The following is a 24,149-nucleotide window of genomic DNA, read 5'->3' as shown; positions in this document are numbered from 1 at the left end:
AAACATATATTATGAAAGGAAGAGATTATGGTTGAAGAAAAAAGATTTGCAGTTTTAATTGATGCTGATAATGTATCGGCTAAATACATAAAATATATTTTAGATGAAATTACTAATTACGGCGTAGCAACTTACAAAAGGATTTACGGTGATTGGACAAAACCTAACGCTGCATCGTGGAAGGATGTGTTGTTGGAGAATTCAGTTTCACCAATACAGCAATATGGTTATACAGTTGGGAAAAATGCTACAGATTCAGCAATGATAATTGATGCTATGGATATACTATATTCTGGTAATGTAGATGGTTTTTGTATTGTGTCTAGTGATAGCGATTTTACAAAATTGTCATCTAGATTACGTGAATCAGGTATGTTTGTTGTTGGTATGGGCGAAAAGAAAACTCCTAAACCTTTCATATCATCATGTAATCAATTTAAATATCTTGATGTTTTGGCTGAATCTGAGAAAAATGATATAGGGTTAGATGAAACTCAATCAAAAAGCACTATTAATGCAAATCAAGAAAAGGGTAATGAAACCAAGAATGAAATGTTAGTTGAAAATAAAAATAATAAATTAGATAAAAGTTCTATTTTTCTAGATAAAAATGATAACGAAAAAGCAATGACAGACCTGAATACTATAAAAATGACAATTATCAAGATGTTGAATGGAATAGATGATGAGGATCAAAGTATGCACATGGGCGAATTAGGAAGTAAGTTAGTAAAAAGATATCCTGATTTTGATGTCAGAAATTATGGAGATACAAAACTCTCGAAGTTTCTAAAGAAATTTGATTTTCTTGACATTCATACTAAAGGAGAAGAAGGTACATCTTTATGGGTTTCTATAAGAGAAAATCCTAAAGTGCAACAACAAAATAAAAATGAAAATACTAACAATCAACAAAAAAGAAGGAAAAGAACAAATAAGAAAAAGTAAAAAAACTTGTAATAAAGTGCTAATATGTTATAATTTTACATACAGAAAATGTACAATTATTAAATAAAGACAATTAAAAAAATAGTAACACTGTCCTAATAAGGAGAAATTAAATGCCATTTGAGATTATAAGAAACGATATAACTAAAATGAATGTAGATGCAATAGTTAACGCTGCAAATACTGCTCTGAAGATGGGTGGTGGTGTTTGTGGTGCTATTTTTAATGCAGCTGGGTACGAAGCTCTACAAATAGAATGTGATGCAATAGGTGGATGTAAGGTTGGAGAAGCTGTCATTACAAAAGGCTATAATCTTCCTGCAAAGTATATAATACATACTGTTGGACCAATTTGGAATGGGGGAAATAACAACGAGGAAAAGCATCTTATCAATTGCTATATGAACTCTCTTAAACTTGCACAGGGAAATAACATTAAATCAATAGCTTTTCCACTAATATCCTCAGGTATTTATGGATATCCAAAGCAAAAAGCATTGAAAGTGGCATTGTCATCAATTGAAAGGTTTTTACTTGAAAACGAGATGATGGTATACTTGTCTGTATTTGATAAAAAAGCTCTTGAATTAACTGAAAAATTATTTGAATCAATTGAAAAATACATAAATGATAAATATATTGAAGAAAATTATGTAAAAGATAGAGACAGAATTATTGAAAATTATGAGATTCAAGAAGAGCAATTAAACTATAAAGGATTTTTTCAATATATTCCTAAACATTCAATTAAAGGAAAAAGGAAACTAGAGGATGTAGTTAAAAACTTAGATGAAACTTTTTCTCAAATGCTCCTTCGTTTAATTGATGAAAAAGGAAAAACTGATGTAGAAACTTACAAAAAAGCTAATATTGATCGAAAATTATTTTCTAAAATTAGAGTGGACAAGCATTATAAACCAAGAAAGACAACGGCTCTCGCGTTAGCCATATCACTTGAATTAAATTTAGACGAAACAAAGGATTTGATTTGCAAAGCTGGATATGCACTTTCTCATAGTAGTAAATTTGATATAATTGTTGAATATTTCATTGAAGAAGGAAATTACAATATTTTTGAAATCAATGAAGCATTATTTGCTTTTGACCAGTCCTTATTAGGCGTATAATGTCGCTTTTAATGCGACCTATTTTTTACAATTAATGTTATCCTCATATTATTTAAAAAAATAAGTGATATGATAGGCTATCAAAAATTAAATTATTCTTGGGAATTTATATTTCTCGGAGCAAATATCGATTCTATTAAATAAAAGAGGAATAAAGAATACGAAGCATAATATATAATTTTATTTTTATATAAAAGAGGATTTATTTATGAAAATAAATAGTATTGATTATAAAATTAATTTTTTAGGAATGTTCGTTGATAAAGAATTGGAAAATGAGTATATTCAATTAAATTTGAAAAAATCTATCGATTATATTAAGTCAATTATTTTAATTTTAGAAATATTTAATATTTCGCTTATTATACTCGACTATTTTGTAGTTGATGTTGATTCTTTTATTTTAATATGTATTGGTAGGATTATTTTTGCTTTGTTTATTATAATATTATATTTTAGAATAGATTACATCAAAAACTTCAAACTTTTAACAAAATGGGTAACTATAAATGAAGTTATTTATATCTTTTTATTTTTATTTGTATTTTATAACTATGATTCACCTAATTATTTAATTCAGGCTTTTGGAGTTATAATATTAATTATGGGAATATTTATTATTCCTAACTATTTTATAAATAACATTGTATTGTCGGTGGTTGTAATTGTATTATTTAATGTAATTTCATTTTATTTTATAAAAGACATTAAAATTTCTGAATTATTAGCGGGAATAGTTAATTTAACTATAGTACTTATATTATTATCAATCGTTACTTATAGAAATAATTATTATAAAAGAGTTCATTTTATCGATAATAAGTATTTAACAACACTATCTGAAACAGATCAATTAACGGCAGTATATAATAAATCCAAATTGAATTGTGAAATAATAAGGAATATTCAATTTTCAAAAAGGTTTAATACACCACTGTCTATTATGATAATTGATATAGATGATTTTAAAAAAGTAAACGATACTTATGGACATTTGATAGGTGATCGTATAATTGTTGAATTTGTAACGATTATCCAAAATAATATAAGGGAAGTTGATATATTAGGCAGATGGGGAGGAGAAGAATTTATTATAATCCTTCCTAATACTGAAATATCTCAAGCTATAGAAATGGGAAATAGACTTCGACATGTGGTAGAGACATACAATTTCACTCAAATAAAAAACATAACATGTAGTATTGGAGTTAATCAGTTATCAAAAGATGATGATTTTTATAGCTTTATTAAAGAAGCAGATGAAATGCTTTATGGTGCAAAAGATGCAGGAAAAAACACTGTTATGGGATAAAAATAATAGTGGTGTTAATCAAACAAATATACAATATGGAGGGTATATGAATACATTAGTAGCGTATGCAACAAAGTACGGTTGTACACAAAAATGTGCTCAAGAATTGTCAAAAAGGTTGAAAGATAATGTTGAACTTGTTAATTTGAAAGAAAAAAGCAATGTTGATCTTTCTAAATATGATAGGGTAATAATAGGAGGCTCTATTTATATAGGAAAGGTCCAAAAAGAAGTAACAGATTTTTGTTCAAGTAACCTAGATGAATTATTAAAAAAGGAAATTGGACTATTTATCTGTGGTATGGATATGAATATGTTAGAAAAACAAACAAATGAAATTTTTCCTGAAGAACTTCTAAAAATTGCAAAAACAGTAAAACACTTTGGTGGAGAATTTACTTTTAAAAAGATGAATTTTATGGAAAAATTTATTATTAAAAAAATTACTAAAGTTACTTCTGATAAATCAAATATAAATTATGATAATATTAATAAATTTGCCATGGATATTAATGGATAATTATTATCAAGCTTTAGATACAATTAAATAATTGTATCTTTTTATTTATACTGATTTATACTTAAAACAACTAGTCAAATGGTCGTTAATTAACCCTGTTGCCTGCAAGTGAGCGTAGATTATTGTTGTGCCTAAAAATTTAAAGCCTCTAGATTTTAAATTTTTGCTGACTTTGTCAGAAAGTTCTGAATTAGCAGGGACTTGTGAAATATCATTCCAATGATTAACAACAACTTTGTTGTTAACAAAGCTCCAAATATATTTATCAAAGCTACCAAATTCTTCTTGAATTTCTATAAAGCATTTAGCATTATTTACTGAGGCTTCTATTTTTCTTCGATTTCTTATAATACCAGCATTTTGCATAAGTTCATTAATCTTATTTTCATCATAATTAGAAACCTTGTTTACGTCAAAGTCATCATAAGCTTTTCTGTAATTTTCTCTTTTTCGTAATACAGTGAGCCAATTTAAGCCAGCTTGAGCTGATTCAAGAACTAAAAATTCAAAATGCTTTTTATCATCATGTACGGGTACACCCCATTCCTCATCATGATATTTTACATATAATTCATCATTGCCACACCAAGGACATCTGTTCATAATTTACCCTCATTTTTCAAGATTTGTTTACATTTATAAATCTAGTATAACAATTTTTTATCAATATGACAATAGTTCGTTTATCTGAAAATTTATCTTATTTTGATTATATGAAACAGTTCTTAAAGTAAACAATGAATTTTTATCAAAGAAGATATATTAATTTCTTAAGAAGTTTGGTAAAATATATAAGAGCATATATAATTTAGGAGGGTTTTTATATGAATGTTGATAGCATTATTTTTGATTTAGATGGAACGCTGTGGGATTCTATTGATAGTATTTTAGATATATGGAATGAAACTATTATTAAATATATTGATGTAAAAAGAAAAATAACAGTTGAAGATTTGAAAGGTGTAATGGGGTTAACAATCAATGAAATTGGAAAAAGATTTTTTCCAACTTTAGATGAAGAAAAGAGCGTCGAAATACTAAGAGTTTGTTGTGAAGAAGAGTGTAAGTATTTAGAAAAAAGTGGGGGAAAACTGTATAATGGTTTAGAAGAAACTCTAGAAGCATTGTCAGATAAATATAAACTTTTCATTGTAAGCAATTGTCAACAAGGATATATTGAAGCATTTTTAAAAGCACATAAGTTAAATAAGTACTTTGTAGACTATGAAAATGTAGGAAGGACAGGCTTAACTAAAGGTGAAAATATAAACCTTATAATAAAGAGAAATAATTTGAATAATCCAATATACGTAGGAGACACCGAAGGAGATTTGAAATCAGCACGTTTTGCATCTATTCCATTTGTTTATGCTGAATATGGATTTGGTAATGTTAGTGAATATGATTATATAATACATAGTATTGATGAACTATTAAAAGTAATTGTCAGTATTGAATAAATACATGAATATGACACGATTATAACATGAATTTGCGAAATTGAACTATAAATATGATATTATTCAAATAAGGAGGAAATTGGATTGATAGAAACAAAAAGGTTATATATTGTTGAAGCAAATGAATCGGACATTGAAACAATTATGGAGTTTGAAAAACATGAGGACAATAGAGATTTTATCTGGAGTGGTACATATGAAGAACATATGGCTGAAATTAAGGATAAAGATTTCTTACTTTTTGTAATTAAAGAAAAAGATAATAATACAATTGTTGGTTTTATTTTAAACAAATTAGATTATGAATCTGAGATTTTTGAACTTAGAAGAATTGCAATATCTAAAAAGGGAATTGGTTATGGGAAAGAAGTTTTGACTGCATTATTTAAATATGCATTTGAAGAACTTAATATAAATCGTTTTTGGTTAGATGTATATCCAGACAATGTAGTAGGAATAAAGCTGTATGAAGGGGTTGGAATGCATTGTGACGGAGTATTAAGACAAAATTATAAATCTGAACGAGGCTTTTTAGACCAAAAAGTGTATTCTATGCTAAAAAGCGAATACTTTAAAAAATAGGAGTAGCTATATTATTTTGTTTTAGTTAGAATCTCATATATTTCGCTATTCAGGAGGAAAATAATTTGCAAAATTGTACGGTATATCATGGTGTAGGAAGGTTTAAAGTAGAAAAAGGAAAACATGGTTATATAAACAATAAAGGTGAAGTTACTATTCCAGCTGTTTATGATGATGCTGAAACAATACCTTATAGGGGACTTTTTAAAGTATCTAAAAGAGGAAAATGGGGATTGGTAAATAATGAAAATAAAATATTAATTCCTTTTAAATATGAATTTTTATGTACAAGCTATGAAAATGACTTTATTGTTTGCGGAAAAAAGAAAACTGTAAAGAAATTAGTTGATGAGAGTTTAAGTAATAAATTGGATTATGATGTTAAGTGGGATTTATATGATAATGAATTTGATTTGATAGTTAAGACTGAATTAGATGAAAAACCATATTATTTTAAGGTAGAATATAACACCAATGTTATATGGCCTAAACTTAAAAAATATTATATTTTAAAAAGCAAAAGTAAATTTGGTGTACTTTGTGAAGATGGACGACTAATAACAGATATATCACTTTCTAAAAGCGAGGCAGAAAACTTGATTAATACTTTATGTAGTTGATTTGTAAGTCATAATTTTAGAATAATGCAATTGTGAAATTGTTTATCATTATAAGTAGTGTAAAAAAATTTGACTAAGATTAAAACGGAGGAATTTATATAATGGATTTATTTTCTGAATACAATAATATTATAAGTATGGTACAAGAATTATTGAATAATAATGTTAACGAATGGACCTCTAATTACAAAAGATATTCTGATTTAATTATGGAAAATCAAAGTTTTATAAAAGATGCTAGAAAAAATTTTCACCAGTGGGAGCCATTATATGTGTACTCAAATATATCAGATACTATAAATGCAAATAAAAGTACAGTTAAGTATTCTTTAAGATTTGAAGGTCAAAAAGTTGCAACATTAAATATAAAGAATAATGGTAATGTTTCTTTAAAGGAAAATAATTCAATTTATAAAAATTTTGAATATATAAAAACAGATGATACAGAATACGATTGGAATTCAGAAAAAGCTAAAAAATTTAGAAATTACTTTAAAAAAAGATTTGAAGATAATCAGCAGAGAATTGACAACGGAAAAAGTAATTTGGAACATAGATTAGAGAGTTTATTATTGACTGAATTTTCTAAAAGTGAATCTAAAAATAAGGCTATTTTAAATATTCAACCAGTTACATTGTTAGATAGTCGTTTTCAAATGCCGACTCCTTTTAGTGCAAGTAAAGCAAAAGATAATATTGTTGAATACTCTGGGAAAAATGGAGGGGGGATAGATATATTAACTCGTATGAGAAAAGGAAACAGAGCTAGAATTTGTATAATGGAACTTAAGGATGAATGTATTTCTAGAGAAAGGCCTGAAAAAGCAATTAAACAAGCTATTGCATATGCTACATTTATTAGAGAACTATTGAGACATGAAGAAGCAAATAATGAATGTTGGTGGAAATTGTTTGGTTTTTCCTTTCCAATACCTAAAGACTTGATTTTGAATGCTGTTATAGTTATGCCAATAGGTGATTATAACGATAAAAGTTTTGAAAAAAAGAGATTATCTTTAGGAGGAAATGACCAACTAGAATTGCATTATATTTATTTTGATGAAAACACAGTCAATAATGATATTATAAAGATAAAGCCGATAATGGAAACTTCTCTTAATTAGTGGGGGCAAAAATGAAAGTAAAAATTCATCGCGGTACTCATCAAATTGGTGGGTGTATAACAGAAATATCAACACAAACTACAAAAATAATAATAGATATGGGAGAAGAACTGCCTAATAAAAACAAAGCACCACACAACATAGAAATCGATGGAATAACTAAAGGAATAAAAGATTGTAATGCAGTTTTTTTTACTCATTATCATGGAGATCATTTAGGACTCTATAAAAATATATTGCCAGATATTCCAATATATATTGGAGAGGCAGCTAAGGAAATATTTTTAAAGTTATCAGAACGTATAGATAAAGAAGCCGTACCTATTGTACAAGAATTTATAACATTTAAGGCGTTGGATAAAATTAGAGTTGGTAATATTAAAATAACTCCTTTACTAATTGACCATTCTGCTTATGATGCTTATATGTTTCTCATAGAATCTGATAATAAAAGAATTTTACATACAGGTGATTTTAGAGAACATGGTTTTAGAGGGAAAAAACTTATAAAAATGCTTGAAAAATATGTGGGGAAAGTTGATACTTTGATTATTGAAGGGACTATGCTGTCACGTGAAGGAACTGTTATTAGTGAAGATGAAATTATGAAACAAGCTAAAGTTTTGATGAACAATGAAAATAAAAAATATGTATTTGTATTATGTTCTTCAACGAATATTGATAGAATAGCCTTATTTTATAATTCGAATCCTCGTGGCAGATACTTTATTTGTGATGAATATCAAAAGAGCATTTTAGATGTAGTTTCAAAATTTGGTAGCAATAAATCAAATTTTTATAATTTTAAATATGCACTTACCTATGGGAAAAATTTAGAAGATAAATTAAGAACAAAAGGATTTTGTATGTTGGTAAGACAAAATGACTTTTTCAAAAATATAATAGAAAAATATGAAAAAGAAGATTTTTTATTTGTTTATTCTATGTGGGGTGGGTATTTAGATAGAGATGATACTAAGAATGATGGTTTAGTTGAATTTCTAAAAGATATAAATTATGTAAAATTACATACAAGTGGACATGCAACAAAAGAAACGATAATTCGTGTATGCAATGCAGTTAAACCTAAGTCTGGAATTATCCCAATTCATAGTGAAAATTCGAAAAAGTTATTAGATACTGATTTAAATTATCCAGTACATATTTTAAACGATGGAGAAACAATTGAAATAAAATAATGAAAATAGAAAGAAGTGATTGATATGTCTAATTATATAATAGATGGAATAATGGGATTGTGCGTAGCAGATGCTCTAGGAGTGCCAGTAGAATTTGAATATAGGGAAACACTTAAGAAAAATCCTGTAGTTAATATGCGTTCATATGGAACATATAATCAACCAGCCGGCACTTGGTCTGATGATACTAGTATGACAATTTGTTTAGCTGATAGTCTCTCAAAAGGGTTAAATTATGATGACATTATGAATAATTTCAATAAATGGATTACAAATGGTGAATATACTCCCTATGGAGAAGTTTTTGATGTTGGAGGTTCAACAAGAAGCGCTCTTTTAAAATATGAAAGTAAAATAGAACCTTTAAATTGTGGCGGAGTAGGGGAACATGACTACGGTAATGGATCACTAATGAGAATACTTCCTATAGTATTTTACTTGAAATCAAAAAATATAACAAACATTACTAAGGATGATAGAGGAATATATATTATCCATAATATTTCTAAACTAACTCATGCTCATAAAAGAAGTTTGATATCCTGTGGTATATACTGTTCAATTGCTATGGGATTAATCGAAAAAAAGAGCAAATATGAAGCTGTTAAAAATGGAATTTACAACACTATTAATTACTATAAAAAGTATGACAAATTTGAAGCTGAATTACATCATTTTCAACGACTTTATTCCAAAAATTTCAATGAACTTCCAGAAGAGCAAATAAGAAGTAGTGGATATGTGGTCGATACTTTAGAGGCTGCTTTATGGTGCTTTTTAAACACTGATAGTTATAAAGATTGCATTCTCAAATCTGTTAATTTAGGAGATGATACAGATACTGTTGCTGCTGTAGCTGGTGGATTAGCAGGAATATATTACGGATATGAAGATATTCCTAAAGAATGGATCGACAAAATTGCAAAACGACACTTTATTGAGGATATATGCAATAAGTTGTATCTAAGTTTTAATTGATAAATTTAGTTTATAAATTAAATAATAGAGTTTCTACTATACTAGTTGTATGGTAGATTTTTTTTCGGCCAAGTAAAATAAGAACTCGATTACATTAATAGGCTCATTTGGAAAGAGTGTAATTGTTAATAATAAAATCTCTAGTTTTAATTACAGTCGGTGACATATATTTTTCATTTGTCCAATGCATGTAAATTTTTCTTTCTAACACACAGTCTCTTATTTTTACCGTAACAATTTGGTTGCTCATAGAAGGTATTTCAGGGACTATGGCAATGCCAAGGTTAAGAGATACAAAGGAAATAACAGCATTACATTCCTCTGCCTCTAAAACGATATTAGGTTTTATATGCAATTGTTCAAACATATCATCAATTGTATCTCTTAAAGAACTATTTCTATTTAGGTGTATAAAAGGTTCGCCGATTAATTCTGAAATTTCAACATCTTTTCTTAAGGCGAATGGATGACTTTTAGATACGATCAGATAAAGTTGTTGTTTGCTAATAGGCACAGACTTTAAGCTTTTATCAAGTTTTGGACAAAATATTAAGTCGATTTTATTAGTTTTTAAATCTCGCAAAAGGTATTCGCTTACGTTTTGTACCAAAGAAAATTTAACTAATTTATTAGCATCATTTTTATAAAATTTATTAATCATTTCTGGAATGAATTTTGAGCTGACGCTATAGATATAGCCAAGGGTAACCGTTCCTGTCGAAGGATCTGTAAGTGTTTTAAGCATCTTTGTTCCTTCATCCAATATATCTAGTGATTTCTCAACATAATTAAGAAATCGTTCTCCTTGATGACTTAATTTTATCTTTTTTCCGTGTTTTTCGAACAATGGTACATTTAATTCCTTTTCTAACTGGGATATTGCATAACTTAAGCTTGGTTGAGAAATTAGTAGTATTTCCGAAGCCTTAGTATAATGTTGTATTTTTGCTAAAACGCGGAAGTAATGCAATTGCTGTAGTGTCATTTTAACCTCCTTATTATACTCTGTAATGAGTGCTTTTAGTTGTTAATATGCAGAACAGGTTAACCATGCAATAATATACCTTGATATGTTAAGTAATTATACCACATTAATAATAAATTGTCTCTATTGTATTGTTTTTAACAATAAGCTTTAAGTAACGAATTAATCGGTAGTATTTTATTTGATTAATTGTATATTCCTTATTTAATTATTATCAGGGAGGTTTGTTATTTTTGATAAAATTCGACAAAATATCTGTCTAAACCTATATTTTTACTTACTCTCAGACAATTGATATCCTAATTTTAATTGCAAAGAACCGAAATAAATAAAAAAGGTTCAGGAGTCTAAATCGATTAGTTTCAGTGGTTTTAGAATTTTTAGATACATTATATATATAATGTATCTAAAAATTCTATAATTCAATCATAGAAGTACTCTATGGTTATTATATAAAACTGGTATTTGACTTACAAAGATTATTAAGATAAAATTTTGTAAAAATATAAATTATTGTATATTCTTGAAAGGGGTGAAATAAAGTTGAAACTTCCTTTGAAAGTAAGTTTATGTGAGGTTGGCTTGAGAGATGGTTTGCAAAGTGAGCCCAAGATATTGGATACATTAGAGAAACTAAAGCTGGTTACCGGCTTAGTTGAGGCAGGCTTCAAAGTAATAGAATTAGGTTCTTTTATGAGCCCAAAAGCAGTTCCGCAGATGGCAGACACAGATGAGCTTTATAGGCAACTTAACAATGTAACGGATGTGGAGTTTCGAGCGCTTGTGGCTAATAAAAAAGGCGTACAAAGGGCTATCGACTGCGGTTGCCGCAAAATTAAGCTCAATGTTTCCGCCAGTAAAGGACATAACATTGCTAATATAAACAAAACACCAGAGCAAACTGTTGCTGGTTTCGATGAAAACGTTAGCTTGGCTTTAAAAAATAGATTAGAAGTTTCTGGGTCAATATCTATGCCCTTTGGATCTCCGTGGGAGGGAGTAATTCCGATTGAAGATGTGGAAAGTATAGTTGAATCGTATTTAAATGTAGGAATAAAAGAAATTTCATTGTCTGACGCTTCAGGAATGGCTACTCCAAACCAAGTTTATGATATGTGCAGTTCAATGAAGATGAAATATCCGGTTGTAAAGTGGTGGCTGCATTTCCATAATACTAGAGGGATGGCTATAGCAAATATCGTAGCTGCTATGGAAGCAGGAATAACAAATTTTGACTCATCCATAGGTGGCTTTGGCGGATGCCCATTTGTCCCAGGAGCAGCTGGCAATGTTTCTTCTGAAGATGTTGTTCATATGATGGAAGAGATGGGAATAAAGACAGGAATTGATGTGATTAAGCTTTTAGATATAGCAATGTTTATGCAGGACCTGCTTGGACATGAGGCTGACTCTTACCTTTTGAAAGCAGGTCGTTCAAAGGATTTAATAAAGTAAAGGCAATCGTTTTCAATAACAATATATCACAAATATCTGAACTTATGAAGCATTCAGCTAATTCGTAATCATAAGATTTAAAGGAGGAAAAAATGAGTAGAATGAGTTCGACGGAAGAGGTTTACGCAAAGCTTAACCAAGATCAGATTAACGAAATTGAGGAGAAATTTGCTAAAGCTGACGCAGCCCAAAGAATTTTTGAAAAGTGGAAACAGGAAGACATTGATAGAGCTATAAAGGCAATAGCATGGAAGGTAGCTAATACGCAAACCTTTAAGGAGTTGGTTGCCATGAGCATTGAGGAAAGCAAAATGGGAGATCCCGTAAGCCGTGAAAATAAGAAATATAAGATAAGAGGTGTATTGCGAGACGCTCTGCGACAGAAAAGCGTTGGTATTATTGAGGAAATTCACTCAAAGGGAATTGTAAAATATGCAAAGCCGGTAGGAGTTATAGCTTGTGTAGTACCTGCGACAAACCCAGACCTGACACCTGCGGGGAATGCTATATATGCGCTTAAGGCTAGAAATGCAATAATATTTTCTCCGCATCCTAGAGCAATTAAAACCGGTGGCAAGACAATAGAATTGATGAGAGAAGGATTGAGACAAGTAGGAGCTCCGGAGGATTTGATTCAGATATTGGGACAGGGAAAGGCTAAAATAAACAAGTCTATGTCAGAAGCATTAAACACTAAATGTGATTTGGTAATAGCAACAGGCGGGCAAGGTGTTGTAAGAAGGGCATATCATTCAGGGACACCTGCATATGGTGTTGGAGCAGGTAATGCAACAATGATTTGGGATGAGACAGCCAAAGACGAATTGATACAGGCTTCGTACAATACGATGCTTTCAAAGACTTCGGACTTTGGATCGGGATGCTCAGCGGACGGCAATGTAATTATTCACCATAGCATTTACGATGAAGGAATAAAAGCTTTGGTAGAGGTAGGAGGATATTTGCTGAATGAGAACGAGCAGGAGAAAGTAAAAAAAATAATGTGGGATGAGGAATGCCACAGATTGGCAGATTCTGTGGCACAATCGCCGCAGACAATGGCAAAGCTTGCAGGAATTGAAATTCCGGAGGATAGGAAGTTTCTTATAGCAATAGGAACTGGGAAGTATACATCAAATTACGAAGACACATGGTGCCGTGAAAAGTTGACAACACTTTTGGCAGTTCATAAATATGAAGGAGAATTTCAAAATGCAATAGATATAGTTAAAGCTATTCATGAAGTGGGAGGTAAGGGACATAGCGTCGGAATATACTCATACGATGAAAATCATATTCACAGACTTGCCCTTGAAGCCCAAGTTGGCAGAATAATGGTTAGACAGCCCCAATCAAAATCAAATGCCGGATCCTTCACAAATGGCATGCCTATGACTTCAAGCATAGGATGCGGAACTTGGGGAGGTAATGCAACTTCAGAAAATGTACATCTGCAACATTATATGAATGTAACTTGGGTATCTAGGGAAATTCCCGAGGATAAACCAAGTGATGATGAATTGTTCGGAGAATTCTATGAACCTTATAGAGAAGGATAAGTCTAAAGGAGGGCAAGACAATGAAAAGATTTATTTCTGAGCAAATGGTTGAATATTTGGAAAGGCGGAATACAGAATATGTTTTTGGATTGTGCGGGCATACTTTGATTGGATTTCTGGATGCTTTGTCAAGAAGTAGAAAGATAAAGTATATATCTTTCAGGAATGAGCAGCTTGCAGCAATGGCTGCCGACGGTTATGCAAGAATTAAGAAAAAAGCAGGAGTGGTACTTTGTCACTTGGGGCCTGGTTTGGCAAATGCTGTTACTGGAGTTGCGAATGCATCTTTTGATTCTATCCCCATGGTGGTTATAGCAGGTGACGTTCCAAGGTATTATTATGGCAAACATCCTCATCAGGAGGTTAATTTGCATTCGGATGCTTCCCAATATGAAATACTTAAACCTATTGTAAAAAGAGTTTGGAGAATTGATGATGCTGAAGCACTTCCTGAAATCTTAGACAAGGCTTTTAGGTTGGCTGAAAGTGGGAGACCTGGACCGGTACTTATATCCATTCCTATGGACGTATTTTCAACAGAAATAGAAGAAGAATTGTTTGCTCGTACATTTAAAGATAGCTTTGAAACAATTAAGCCTGCATTGGCACCTTCAGCTGCAAAAGCTATAGCAAAAAAGCTTATTGAAGCCAAGAATCCGGTTATTCATGCTGGCGGTGGAATATTGCTTGCAGAAGCATCAATGGAGCTTCAGAAACTTATTGAATTTTTGGATATTCCGGTATCAAGAACACTGATGGGGCAAGGATGTATATCAGATACACATCCGTTGATGCTTGGGCAAACTGGATTTTGGGGTATTGAGTTTACCCACAGATTTACAGCGAATGCTGATGTATTATTGGGGTTAGGCACTCGCTTTGCAGAAGCAGACAGTTCAAGCTGGTATACAGGAGTTACCTTTGATATGAACAAGACGGAATTTCTTCAGATAGATATTGATCCAGCGGAAATAGGCAGAAACTATCCGGTGGCAATTGGTGCGATTGCTGATTTGAAGCTGGCACTAACTCAGATTCTTGAGGAAGCTAAAATTCTATTGCCGGAAGGTATAGATAGACCGGAGCTAAGGAAAATAATAAAAGTAAACCGTACTCAATTCAAAGAATCGAATATTGAAATTTCAGAAGACGGAAGGTTCCCTATGACTCCCCAGAGAATATTGAAGGATGTCAAGGCGGTTATCCCTGAGGATGCAATCATTTTTACAGATGTAGGCTGGAATAAAAATGGCGTGGCGCAGCAATTTGATATCACAATCCCTGGTACAATTCACCATAGCTCTGGTTTAGCTACTATGGGATTTGGAGGATCTGCTTTGATTGGCGGAAAGCTGGCAGCACCAGACAAGGTAGTGTTGACGCTAGTAGGTGACGGAGGTTTTGGAGTCAATCCAGGTGCATTGGCTACGGCTGTAGAGCAAAATATTCCTGTGGTTTGGGTAGTTATGAACAACTCAGCATTCGGAACAATTGCAGGGTTGGAATACGCAAATTATAAGACAAAATTCGGGACTGTATTCACTATGCCTGATGGAAAACCTTATTCGCCAAATTGGGCTGAGGTAGCCAAGGCTTATGGAGTAGATGCAATAAAGATAAAATCTGCAGATGATTTCAAGCCTGAATTAAAAAAGGCTATAAGCTGCAACAAGCCATACTTGTTGGATGTTCCAATGGAAAATATAGTAGTGCCTACACCTGGATGTTGGAACATTAATGATATTTATATACCTAAACCTGGCATAGTTAATGGAAAATTGTTAAAGAATGAAAAGGGCGAGTACCAGCCGCCAAATCATTCTGTTTCGCACAAATAGTATTATTTAAAAGGAGGACAAATATGACAAGAAAGTTTTCGCTTGCTTATCTTACTATACCCGGAACAAGTCCGGTTGACCAGATAAAGATTGCTGCTGAGGCTGGATATGATTTTGTCAGTCTTAGGCCAATTCCTATGCATCTTCCAAATGAACCTTTGTATCAATTTGATTTGGATAAGAAATTGTTCAGAGAGATAAGAACAGCATTAACTGAAAATGGCATAAAGCTTATGGATATTGAACTTGCACGAGTCAGAGAGGATTTAAACGTTTATGACTATGAATCTGCATTTGCTGCAGGAGCTGAGCTTGGTGCAACTGATGTGCTGTCCAGCATTTGGAGTAAAGATAAGGAATTCTCTTTCAGAGAATTTGAGAAGATTTGTGATTTGGCAGCCAAGTACAATTTGAAGGTAAATCTTGAATTTGTAACTTTCTCAGGCATCACGGGGCTTAAGGATGCTTTGGAAGTCCTTGACAGAGTTGATCGTCCCAATGCCTATTTGATGGTAGATACACTTCATGCACATAGATCTAATGTCAGCCCTGCTGACTTAGATAAGGTAGACAAAAAAAGATTTGGATTTATTCATCTTTGTGATGGTCCTGGAGAAATTCCTTCATTAGAGGACCCTTCTATGATTGGCGTTGCAAGGGAAGGAAGACTATATGCAGGAGAAGGTGAAATAGACCTTAAAGGTATGCTTTTAGCTATGCCAAACAATCCTATATCAATAGAACTTCCAAATTCAAAAGAGATGGAACTTAGAGGAGCAGCAGGACATGTTGCAAGGTGTATCTTAACAGCTAAATTGCTAATGGCAGATATAGAACAGCTAGAGGTGACATCTTCAGGAAACAATAATGAGGAGGAGATAGAATGTCTGTCAGTATAAATACAAGAATGATTGCATTGCTCGGAAAGCCTTTGGCGCAATCTTATGCTGCAAGAATGCAGAATGCAGCATACAAGGCTGCTGGAATTGATATGTTGTATTTCTACTCAGAGGTGGAAAACGACCATCTGCTTGATGTAGTAAATGGAATAAGGTATATGAACTTTGCCGGTTTTGCTGTGACAAAGCCTAACAAAGTCGAGATAATGAAGTACGTTGATGAAAAGGATCCACTTTGCGAAAAGATGAATGCCAGTAATACCGTTGTTAAGTTACCGGATGGTAGATTGAAAGCGTACAATACAGACGGAATAGGATTTTATAGGGCACTAAAAGAGGAAATTCAGGATATAAAAGTGAATGAATCCACTTTTTTCTGTATAGGAGCAGGGGGTGCAGCCAGAGCAATATGTAGTGTATTAGCATATTATGGTGCTAAAAAGATATATATAGCAAGTAGAACTCTTTCAAAAGTCAAGGTGTTAGTTGATGAGGTAAACGATAATTTTGTACCGGTTGCAGAGCTGGTTAATATTAAAGATTCAGTTTTAGTGAAGGATAAAATCGCTGAGTCAGACGTTATAATGAACAATACTGGACTCGGTATGATTACGAGTCTTGGAGAAACTCCAATACCTAAGGAATATCTTCGTTCTGGTCAGTTGTGTTTTGATGCAACCTACAATCCATCCAAAACGCGGTTTCTGATGGAGGCTGAGGAAATGGGCTGCATTATAATGAATGGCTTAGGTATGTCTTTATATCAGGGAGCTGAGCAGATTGAACTTTGGAGTGGAGAAACCGCTCCTGTGGAAGCGATGCGGCTGGAGCTCATGGATATCCTTTCAGGGAAATAATAAACTAACCTTAATATCTATACAAATACTTGCAGAGGAAAGGAGGAAATGAAATGTCAGCAATTAAATGGTTGGATGAACACTTTGAAGAAGCCATCTTAGTGCTTTTACTTGCTTCCATATCAAGTGTAATGATGGCACAAATATTTGCTCGAACCTTTTTCAACTCAATGACTTGGCCTGAGGAATTTTCAAGATATTGCTACATTTGGACCGTTTTTTTATCACTTAGTTATACCATTAAAAAAAGAAACATGTTGAAAGTTGGAATTGTAATGGACTTGTTGCCTCAAAAGGTAAGAAGAACCATAGAGATTTTGGTAAACGTTATTATGCTTGTATTGTTTGTGATTTTATTTAGGTATGCGATTGTCTATACCAATAAAATTCGGGTGACAGGGCAGTTTTCACCGGCAATGAACATACCCATGTGGATTATGTATCTGTCTACTGTAATTGGATTTGGGTTATCTTCAATAAGGATGGTGCAAGAAATAGTAAATAACATTAGGAATTTTAACGAAAAAGTTGAAACAACTTTGGAAGCTACTCTCAAGGAAGCCAAAGAGGAAGTACAGGCCACAGGTGTTGAGCTTGATGACAGATTAAATTTATCAGGAGGTGATGTGTAATGGCTTTGTGTATATTTATGGTATTTATGGTAGGTTTGGTATTTGCTGTGCCCATTGCTATTAGTATGGTGATTGGTGCAATGACACCTCTTGTACTTGGCGGTACCGGGAGCTCAATTCAACAGTTGATTGCAAACAGCTTTTCAGGGTCAGACACAACCCCTATTTTAGCAGTACCTCTGTTCATATTGGGAGGAGTTCTTATGGCTGAGGGAGGAATATCCAGAAGGTTATTTAACTTCTTTGCTTACTTTGTAGGCAATTTAACCGGAGGGCTTCCCTGTGCAGTTATATTGACCTGTCTGTTCTATGGAGCAATTTCTGGCTCTGGTCCTGCAACGACGGCGGCTGTTGGTTCCATGACTATTCCATTCTTGGTTGAGATGGGTTATGATAAAACCTGGTCAGCGGGCATGGTTGCTACTTCAGGTGGTCTTGGAGTAATTATCCCACCATCCATACCTTTTGTCCTCTACTCGCTTGCAACGGGGGTTTCTACTGGAGCTCTCTTTTTGGGAGGTATATTGCCAGGAATTCTTATAGGTATTGGAATGATGATCTACACGGTATTATATTGCAAAAAAAAGGGAGAAGATAAACAAAAGATTAACCATAAAATGAAAGAGCTTAGAAGTAATGGATTTGTAAAGCTTTTTAAGGAGAGTTTCTGGGCATTACTTTCACCGGTTATTGTGTTGGGTGGTATTTATTCTGGCTTTGTAACACCTACTGAGGCTGCTTGTATATCAGTATTCTATTCTCTGTTTGTTTCATTGGTTGTATACAAGTCATTTACAGTTAAAGAAATAATTCCCTTCCTAGCAAAAGCTGTAAGAACATATGCACCATTGTGCTTTGTGCTTGCATTTGCAACTGCTTTTGGAAGAGTTTTGGCATTGGCGAAGGCGCCGAATCTCATTGAAGGCTTCATTTTGAACAATTTCACATCAAGTTTTTCGGTACTGACAGGTATAGCTGTAATATTTCTGTTACTTGGGATGGTCATGGATACTGGTCCTGCAATCGTTATTTTATCACCCATATTGCTGCCTGCAGTTCAATCTATGGGTGTGCATCCTGTTCACTTTGGGGTTATTATGGTGTGTTGCCTATCCATAGGCTTAGCAACACCGCCATTTGGTCTGGATCTGTTTGTAGCAGGAACATTGTCTGACACCCCTCCAATGAACGTGGCAAAAAGAGCATTACCTTTTATTTTTGCATTTGGTATAACGTTGTTTATCATTACATATATACCATGGATAAGTCTTGCATTTCTTTAAATGGATTCAAGGAAAAATAAAAAATGAGAAAGGGAGGAATAAAAGTGAAAAAAATATTAATTATATTATTGGCAACAACAATGGTTTTAGCGCCTGTTGCATGTACACAAAATACACCTGCACCTACGTCAGAACAGCCTTCTGAACAACCGTCTGAACAGCCAGAATTAGAAGAAGGAGGGTATGAATCACTAGAACCGGTAGTTCTTATAGGTGCTGATAATGCCGGTGTTGGTGCTGCAGCACAGCTTTATGGGGAACTTATAACAAAAAGGGTATCAGAAATCACTGGAGGAAAATTGACAATAGATTATTTCCCAAACAGTCAGCTTGGAAATGACCAAGAACTTCAGGCACAGATGCTTGCGGGAGATATTGACTTTGTAATTGCACAGACTGCACAAACAGTATCTTTTGTTCCAGAGGTTGCTATTTTTGATCTTCCGATGGTGTTTGCGAAGTATGATGCAGCAACTATTGACTATGCACTTAACAAAAGTGAATTCACAGAAAAAATTAACGAGGCTTATAAAGCAAAAAACATGTACTGTCTTCACTTTCTTCAAGGAGGAACATTCAGAGAGACAACTTCTAACAAAAATATTTCAACGATTGATGACTTTAACGGATTGAAGATAAGAACTATGGAGAATAAGAATCACATGGCATTTTGGCAGTTAATGGGCGCAGCACCTACGCCTCTTGCATGGTCAGAGGTATACGTATCTTTGCAGCAAGGTCTGGTAGATGCACAGGAAAATGCTACAGATACTTGTATAGGAGCAAACCTTCAGGAAGTTCAGGATTACTTGATCATGACCCATCATATATTGTATTGCAATCAGTTCCTTATTAGTGCTGAAAAATTTGACAGCCTTGACCCGATGTACCAAGATGCACTTCAGCAGGCTGTTGATGAAGCTGCAGTAGAAATTGAGGCGAAGCTTGCAGAAATCGATGTTACTAATAAGCAAAAATTGATAGATGGTGGAATGAAATTGGTTGAATTTGATGCAAGTTTTATAGAACAAGTATTAACTAAGGCGCAGGGAGTATATGATTCAATAGGTGCAGAAATAGGACAAGAATATGTGGATTCCTTGCTTAAAGCTCTTGAAAAATAAGAAATTCAATAACTGAGCTAAAATATCACAAATTATGATAATAATATAATTTGTGATATTTTTTTATTTTCCTGAATCTATTGTGGTGAATATGTAAAAAAAATATAGTTTTATTATTTTATCATAAAACCATTTCCATTAATTGTTAATAATAAATCATTTACAATTATAGAAAGTATTGTTATAATAATATCAAAATTCCTAAATAAATTTATATTAAAAAAAAGGAATTTTTTTAATGACTATTAATGACCGTGCGGTCATTAATTTATAGGAGGCTTTAAATGGCTCGTTATACGTCTTTGGATCCAAAAAAGTATATTAAAATTAGAGATGCAGCAATTACGTTATTTTATAATCAAGGTATAGATAATACGAGCATTCAACAAATAGCAAATGAGGCAGGAATAGCCAAGGGAACAATATATTTGTATTTTAAAAACAGAGATGATTTAGTTTCTTATATTTTTAATTATTGTTTTAATTTACATATCGAAGCTTCTATGAAAGATGTAGAAGTTCAAAAAAGCAGTAGCGACAAGTTGAAAAAAAGAGTTAAGAATATATTATTATGGAATATAGAATTTCCAAAGGAATCTTCAATTGCCAGAGCATACTATAAACCTGTAAATGTTGTTGGAACAGAAAATGTGGCATTTTCTAGGTCGTATGAAATTAATAAGGAATTTGTAAAGACAGGAGTAGAAATGGGAGAATTTAAACAACTACCATTAGAATTCTTATGTAATGTTTTCTTTAGTGCGGTTGAAGGAATCTCTACATATGTTAAAAATAATAAACATGTATTGAAAGATGAAGCACTTTTAGAAAAAATGATAGAAGCAACTGTTGATAGTATTAGAAAATAATGTTGTGAATGGGTAAAACCTTCATATAAAAAAAATAGGGAGAGAAGACATGAAAAAAATCAAACAAATTTTATCAGTAATATTAGTTTTTGCAATGATGTTTGGTATAGCTGGCTGTAGCAATACTTCATCTACTGATGAGTCAGCTTTGTTTAGTAAGGGAACTTATACATCAAAGGCACAAGGTATGGGAGGAGATGTTGAAGTTGAGGTAGTTGTATCAGATAATTCAATTGAATCAGTCAAAGTATTGAATCATAATGAAACACCAGGATTATCAGATCCTGCAATTGAAAAAATACCTGCAGATATAATAAGTGCACAAGGTTTAAAAGTAGATGCTGTGTCTGGTGCAACGCTAACAAGTAATGCAATTATTGAAGCAGTAACTGCTTGCTTAGAACAAGCAGGAGGAGATATTGATAATCTTAAAAACAAAGGTTTAGAAGAAACAGCTACTGAAGATGAAGTAATTGAAACAGACGTTGTTGTAGTTGGCGGTGGTATTGCTGGTCTTTCTGCAGCTGTTGCAGCTTCTGAAGAAGGTTCTAAAGTAGTACTTCTTGAAAAAATGGCAAGCGTCGGAGGTGCTTCTATAGTTTGTGGTGGAGAAATTATCGCAGCAGGAACAGAAATGCAGAAAAATCAAGGAATCGAAGATTCTACTGAAGATTTGAAAAATTATTGGTTAGAAGTAGGACAAGAAAAAGTTAATGAAGAAATAATAAGCTTTGTAGCTGAAAACAGTGGTAATACTGTAGATTGGTTGAAAGAAAGAGGAGTAACATTTGGCGACGTTACATTTTCTTACAATTATCCTGCACAATCACCTTATAGAAATCATTCAACAGTTAGCGGAACAGGTCAAGACTTTATAATGCCATTGCTAGAAACAGCTGAGAAAAATGGTGTAGATGTAAGACTTGAAACACCGGCTGTATCATTAATAAATGAAGATGGAGTGATTAAAGGTGTTATTGCTGAACATAAAGGAAGTAAAATAACAATTAATGCTAAAAGCACAATATTAGCAACAGGTGGATATGCAAATAACGAAGAACTTATGAAAGAATATAGTCCAGCAGTAGGTGCATTTGGTACTTTCCTTGGGGAAGCTCATCAAGGAGATGGATTGATTATGGCTAGAGACGCAGGAGCAGAAATAGTTGCTGGTGGTGGTGCGATTGCAAATCCAATGGATATGGGTGCTACCGGATATTCTGATGCTGGTGGAATTTTTCTTAATGTAACACCAGAAGGAACTCGTTTTGCTAATGAAAATGATTATTGGTTTAAAAGAACAGCTAATTTGTATTTTGAGGAAGGATTCAATAATTACTATGGAATCTTAGATTCAAAAACAGAAAATGAAGGGTTAGAAGAAGCAATAAATAACGGGACAGCTTTTAAAGCAGATACAATAGAAGAACTTGCAACAGCAATTGGAATAGAACCAGATGTTTTATCTCAAACAGTTTCACGTTATAATGAAATGTGTATAAATCAAGTGGATACAGACTTTGGTAAACCAGCTGTAGGAATGATAGGAAATAGAGCGGAATTTGCTCAGGAAGTAAATTTATTGACTTCTATTGATGAAGCTCCTTATTATGCAATATCATTTCCAACAAATTATGTTACTGGAACATTTGGCGGACCTAAAGTTAATATAAATTCAGAAGTAATATCAACATCAGGTGATACAATATCTGGGCTGTATGCTGCAGGAGAAGTAGCCAATGGAGAATTGTTTTATAGACAATATCCTTGCTCAGGATCATCAATTCAAATGAGTGCAACAATGGGAATCCAAGCTGGAAAAGCAGCAGCAGAAGCATCACAAGTTAAATAGAATTAAAATAGCATAATATAATAACCGCTCTGATAATTTCAGAGCGGTTTTATTATACTTATTTAATATCAAGGTCCCTATAGTAACAATGCTTTTTCGCATTTCATAGAATGTTATGATAATAGTATATTGATTATTAAGTAAAAGGAGGAGAATATAATATGTATAAAATAAGCACCTTACTAAATGAAAGTTTATTGAGAGAAGAACAAAAAACTGCTAATGTAGGTAAACCGGCTCCGTTATTCTCAGCACAAGCATTTTACAATGGTAATTTTGTTAATGTTAATTTGGAGGATTATAGAGGTAAATGGGTATATCTTTGCTTTTATCCGGGTGATTTCACATTTGTTTGAGCCACTGAAATAGCAGCAGTTGCTGCTAAAAATAACGAATTTGAAGAATTAGGAGCACAAGTTTTATCCTGTAGTGTAGATTCTGTATATACTCATAAAATGTGGAATGACTTAGAACTATCAAAAATGATTGGTGGCAATATTCCATTTCCAATGTTATCTGACAGAAATGGAGAAATAGGTAGAATGTACGGTGTTTATAATGAAGAATCTGGAACAGAAGTAAGAGGTAGATTCATTATAGATCCAGATGGAATTATACAAGGTTATGAAGTGCTTTCTCCACCTGTAGGAAGAAATGTAGCTGAAGGATTAAGACAATTAAAAGCATTTAAACATGTAAGAGAATCTGGTGGAACAGAAGTAACACCTTCAGGATGGAAGCCTGGTAAAAAAACATTAAAACCTAGACCGCAACTTGTAGGAAATGTATGGCGAGAATGGAATGTTGAAGATGCATTTAACTAACATGTGGTGGGCATATTACATGTGTATCATAACGCTAAACTAACATGTAGGGGACGCATTGCATGCGTCCCGCGATATGCATAAAATGCATACCCTACAATG

General features: G+C 32.7%; 23 protein-coding genes. 21 read left to right on the top strand and 2 right to left on the bottom strand.

The features are described from left to right. The first annotated feature begins 27 nt into the window (after positions 1–27). The 4 genes from U8307_RS03250 (at position 28) to U8307_RS03235 (ending at position 3,907) form a co-directional block, all read left to right on the top strand. Positions 28–948 carry an NYN domain-containing protein gene (locus U8307_RS03250; RefSeq protein WP_326910182.1) on the top strand — a complete coding sequence of 307 codons (921 nt, stop codon included), beginning with the start codon at positions 28–30 and terminating at the stop codon, positions 946–948. Positions 949–1,061: 113 nt separating this feature from the next. After that, positions 1,062–2,075 (top strand): macro domain-containing protein, encoded by a 1,014-nt coding sequence (locus tag U8307_RS03245; protein ID WP_326910181.1) that lies wholly within the window; start codon positions 1,062–1,064, stop codon positions 2,073–2,075. A gap of 208 nt (positions 2,076–2,283) precedes the next feature. Next, on the top strand, positions 2,284–3,387 hold the full coding sequence (locus tag U8307_RS03240; RefSeq protein ID WP_326910180.1) for a GGDEF domain-containing protein: 1,104 nt from the start codon (positions 2,284–2,286) through the stop codon (positions 3,385–3,387). A gap of 46 nt (positions 3,388–3,433) precedes the next feature. After that, complete coding sequence (locus U8307_RS03235) at positions 3,434–3,907, top strand: flavodoxin domain-containing protein (protein ID WP_326910179.1); 474 nt, start codon at positions 3,434–3,436, stop codon at positions 3,905–3,907. A gap of 45 nt (positions 3,908–3,952) precedes the next feature. Here the strand turns inward: U8307_RS03235 and U8307_RS03230 are convergent, their stop codons facing one another. Then, positions 3,953–4,510, bottom strand: coding sequence for a DNA-3-methyladenine glycosylase I (locus tag U8307_RS03230; RefSeq protein WP_326910178.1), 558 nt, complete (start codon positions 4,508–4,510; stop codon positions 3,953–3,955). Between the two features lie 221 nt (positions 4,511–4,731). On the opposite strand from U8307_RS03230, the gene U8307_RS03225 reads away from it, so the two are divergent. The 6 genes from U8307_RS03225 (at position 4,732) to U8307_RS03200 (ending at position 9,870) form a co-directional block, all read left to right on the top strand. Further along, a complete protein-coding gene (locus tag U8307_RS03225; RefSeq protein ID WP_326910177.1) occupies positions 4,732–5,367 on the top strand; it encodes an HAD family hydrolase in 636 nt (211 codons plus the stop codon). A gap of 84 nt (positions 5,368–5,451) precedes the next feature. Further along, positions 5,452–5,949: a GNAT family N-acetyltransferase gene (locus U8307_RS03220; protein WP_326910175.1), complete on the top strand. Its 498-nt coding sequence runs from the start codon at positions 5,452–5,454 to the stop codon at positions 5,947–5,949. 65 nt (positions 5,950–6,014) lie between these two features. Beyond that, the gene (locus U8307_RS03215; RefSeq protein WP_326910174.1) at positions 6,015–6,569 is read left to right on the top strand and encodes a WG repeat-containing protein; all 555 of its coding nucleotides are present in this window, start codon (positions 6,015–6,017) and stop codon (positions 6,567–6,569) included. 101 nt (positions 6,570–6,670) lie between these two features. Further along, a complete protein-coding gene (locus tag U8307_RS03210; RefSeq protein WP_326910172.1) occupies positions 6,671–7,693 on the top strand; it encodes a hypothetical protein in 1,023 nt (340 codons plus the stop codon). 11 nt (positions 7,694–7,704) lie between these two features. Continuing rightward, complete coding sequence (locus U8307_RS03205; RefSeq protein ID WP_326910170.1) at positions 7,705–8,892, top strand: MBL fold metallo-hydrolase; 1,188 nt, start codon at positions 7,705–7,707, stop codon at positions 8,890–8,892. 24 nt (positions 8,893–8,916) lie between these two features. Then, complete coding sequence (locus U8307_RS03200) at positions 8,917–9,870, top strand: ADP-ribosylglycohydrolase family protein (protein WP_326910169.1); 954 nt, start codon at positions 8,917–8,919, stop codon at positions 9,868–9,870. A 103-nt stretch (positions 9,871–9,973) separates the two neighbouring features. On the opposite strand, the gene U8307_RS03195 is transcribed toward U8307_RS03200, so the two are convergent. Beyond that, positions 9,974–10,855 carry a LysR family transcriptional regulator gene (locus tag U8307_RS03195; protein ID WP_326910168.1) on the bottom strand — a complete coding sequence of 294 codons (882 nt, stop codon included), beginning with the start codon at positions 10,853–10,855 and terminating at the stop codon, positions 9,974–9,976. A 543-nt stretch (positions 10,856–11,398) separates the two neighbouring features. Here U8307_RS03195 and U8307_RS03190 point away from each other — a divergent pair. The 11 genes from U8307_RS03190 (at position 11,399) to prxU (ending at position 24,047) form a co-directional block, all read left to right on the top strand. Further along, a complete protein-coding gene (locus U8307_RS03190) occupies positions 11,399–12,310 on the top strand; it encodes a hydroxymethylglutaryl-CoA lyase (protein WP_326910167.1) in 912 nt (303 codons plus the stop codon). A 92-nt stretch (positions 12,311–12,402) separates the two neighbouring features. Beyond that, on the top strand, positions 12,403–13,869 hold the full coding sequence (locus U8307_RS03185) for an aldehyde dehydrogenase family protein (RefSeq protein ID WP_326910166.1): 1,467 nt from the start codon (positions 12,403–12,405) through the stop codon (positions 13,867–13,869). Positions 13,870–13,889: 20 nt separating this feature from the next. Continuing rightward, the gene (locus U8307_RS03180) at positions 13,890–15,707 is read left to right on the top strand and encodes a thiamine pyrophosphate-binding protein (protein WP_326910165.1); all 1,818 of its coding nucleotides are present in this window, start codon (positions 13,890–13,892) and stop codon (positions 15,705–15,707) included. Positions 15,708–15,730: 23 nt separating this feature from the next. Further along, positions 15,731–16,606, top strand: coding sequence for a sugar phosphate isomerase/epimerase family protein (locus tag U8307_RS03175; protein ID WP_326910164.1), 876 nt, complete (start codon positions 15,731–15,733; stop codon positions 16,604–16,606). Next, the gene (gene aroE / locus U8307_RS03170) at positions 16,591–17,463 is read left to right on the top strand and encodes a shikimate dehydrogenase (protein WP_326910163.1); all 873 of its coding nucleotides are present in this window, start codon (positions 16,591–16,593) and stop codon (positions 17,461–17,463) included. The genes U8307_RS03175 and aroE overlap by 16 nt, the downstream gene beginning before the upstream one ends. Before the next feature lie 53 nt (positions 17,464–17,516). Continuing rightward, positions 17,517–18,095, top strand: a complete 579-nt coding sequence (locus U8307_RS03165) for a TRAP transporter small permease (protein ID WP_326910162.1) — start codon at positions 17,517–17,519, stop codon at positions 18,093–18,095. Beyond that, the gene (locus U8307_RS03160) at positions 18,095–19,378 is read left to right on the top strand and encodes a TRAP transporter large permease (RefSeq protein WP_326910161.1); all 1,284 of its coding nucleotides are present in this window, start codon (positions 18,095–18,097) and stop codon (positions 19,376–19,378) included. Before U8307_RS03165 ends, U8307_RS03160 begins: the two co-directional genes overlap by 1 nt. A gap of 44 nt (positions 19,379–19,422) precedes the next feature. Continuing rightward, entirely contained in the window at positions 19,423–20,502 is a 1,080-nt protein-coding gene (locus U8307_RS03155; RefSeq protein ID WP_326910160.1) for a TRAP transporter substrate-binding protein, read from the top strand. 284 nt (positions 20,503–20,786) lie between these two features. Beyond that, the gene (locus U8307_RS03150; protein WP_326910159.1) at positions 20,787–21,371 is read left to right on the top strand and encodes a TetR/AcrR family transcriptional regulator; all 585 of its coding nucleotides are present in this window, start codon (positions 20,787–20,789) and stop codon (positions 21,369–21,371) included. 49 nt (positions 21,372–21,420) lie between these two features. Continuing rightward, positions 21,421–23,223, top strand: a complete 1,803-nt coding sequence (locus U8307_RS03145) for an FAD-dependent oxidoreductase (protein WP_326910157.1) — start codon at positions 21,421–21,423, stop codon at positions 23,221–23,223. Positions 23,224–23,384: 161 nt separating this feature from the next. Continuing rightward, on the top strand, positions 23,385–24,047 hold the full coding sequence (gene prxU, locus U8307_RS03140; protein WP_326910155.1) for a thioredoxin-dependent peroxiredoxin: 663 nt from the start codon (positions 23,385–23,387) through the stop codon (positions 24,045–24,047). Positions 24,048–24,149 lie beyond the last annotated feature (102 nt).

Origin of the sequence: Sedimentibacter sp. MB31-C6 (assembly GCF_035934735.1) — a bacterium.
Lineage (GTDB): Bacteria > Bacillota > Clostridia > Tissierellales > Sedimentibacteraceae > Sedimentibacter.
This window is presented reverse-complemented; position numbering and strand designations above follow the sequence as displayed.

Coding starts and splice junctions, on each gene's coding strand:
- U8307_RS03250 (WP_326910182.1), top strand. CDS start 28: ATGGTTGAAGAAAAAAGATTTGCAGTTTTAATTGATGCTGATAATGTA.
- aroE (WP_326910163.1), top strand. CDS start 16,591: ATGTCTGTCAGTATAAATACAAGAATGATTGCATTGCTCGGAAAGCCT.
- U8307_RS03150 (WP_326910159.1), top strand. CDS start 20,787: ATGGCTCGTTATACGTCTTTGGATCCAAAAAAGTATATTAAAATTAGA.
- U8307_RS03180 (WP_326910165.1), top strand. CDS start 13,890: ATGAAAAGATTTATTTCTGAGCAAATGGTTGAATATTTGGAAAGGCGG.
- U8307_RS03245 (WP_326910181.1), top strand. CDS start 1,062: ATGCCATTTGAGATTATAAGAAACGATATAACTAAAATGAATGTAGAT.
- U8307_RS03175 (WP_326910164.1), top strand. CDS start 15,731: ATGACAAGAAAGTTTTCGCTTGCTTATCTTACTATACCCGGAACAAGT.
- U8307_RS03165 (WP_326910162.1), top strand. CDS start 17,517: ATGTCAGCAATTAAATGGTTGGATGAACACTTTGAAGAAGCCATCTTA.
- U8307_RS03240 (WP_326910180.1), top strand. CDS start 2,284: ATGAAAATAAATAGTATTGATTATAAAATTAATTTTTTAGGAATGTTC.
- U8307_RS03160 (WP_326910161.1), top strand. CDS start 18,095: ATGGCTTTGTGTATATTTATGGTATTTATGGTAGGTTTGGTATTTGCT.
- U8307_RS03195 (WP_326910168.1), bottom strand. CDS start 10,855: ATGACACTACAGCAATTGCATTACTTCCGCGTTTTAGCAAAAATACAA.
- U8307_RS03230 (WP_326910178.1), bottom strand. CDS start 4,510: ATGAACAGATGTCCTTGGTGTGGCAATGATGAATTATATGTAAAATAT.
- U8307_RS03145 (WP_326910157.1), top strand. CDS start 21,421: ATGAAAAAAATCAAACAAATTTTATCAGTAATATTAGTTTTTGCAATG.
- U8307_RS03210 (WP_326910172.1), top strand. CDS start 6,671: ATGGATTTATTTTCTGAATACAATAATATTATAAGTATGGTACAAGAA.
- U8307_RS03200 (WP_326910169.1), top strand. CDS start 8,917: ATGTCTAATTATATAATAGATGGAATAATGGGATTGTGCGTAGCAGAT.
- U8307_RS03205 (WP_326910170.1), top strand. CDS start 7,705: ATGAAAGTAAAAATTCATCGCGGTACTCATCAAATTGGTGGGTGTATA.
- U8307_RS03225 (WP_326910177.1), top strand. CDS start 4,732: ATGAATGTTGATAGCATTATTTTTGATTTAGATGGAACGCTGTGGGAT.
- U8307_RS03235 (WP_326910179.1), top strand. CDS start 3,434: ATGAATACATTAGTAGCGTATGCAACAAAGTACGGTTGTACACAAAAA.
- U8307_RS03185 (WP_326910166.1), top strand. CDS start 12,403: ATGAGTAGAATGAGTTCGACGGAAGAGGTTTACGCAAAGCTTAACCAA.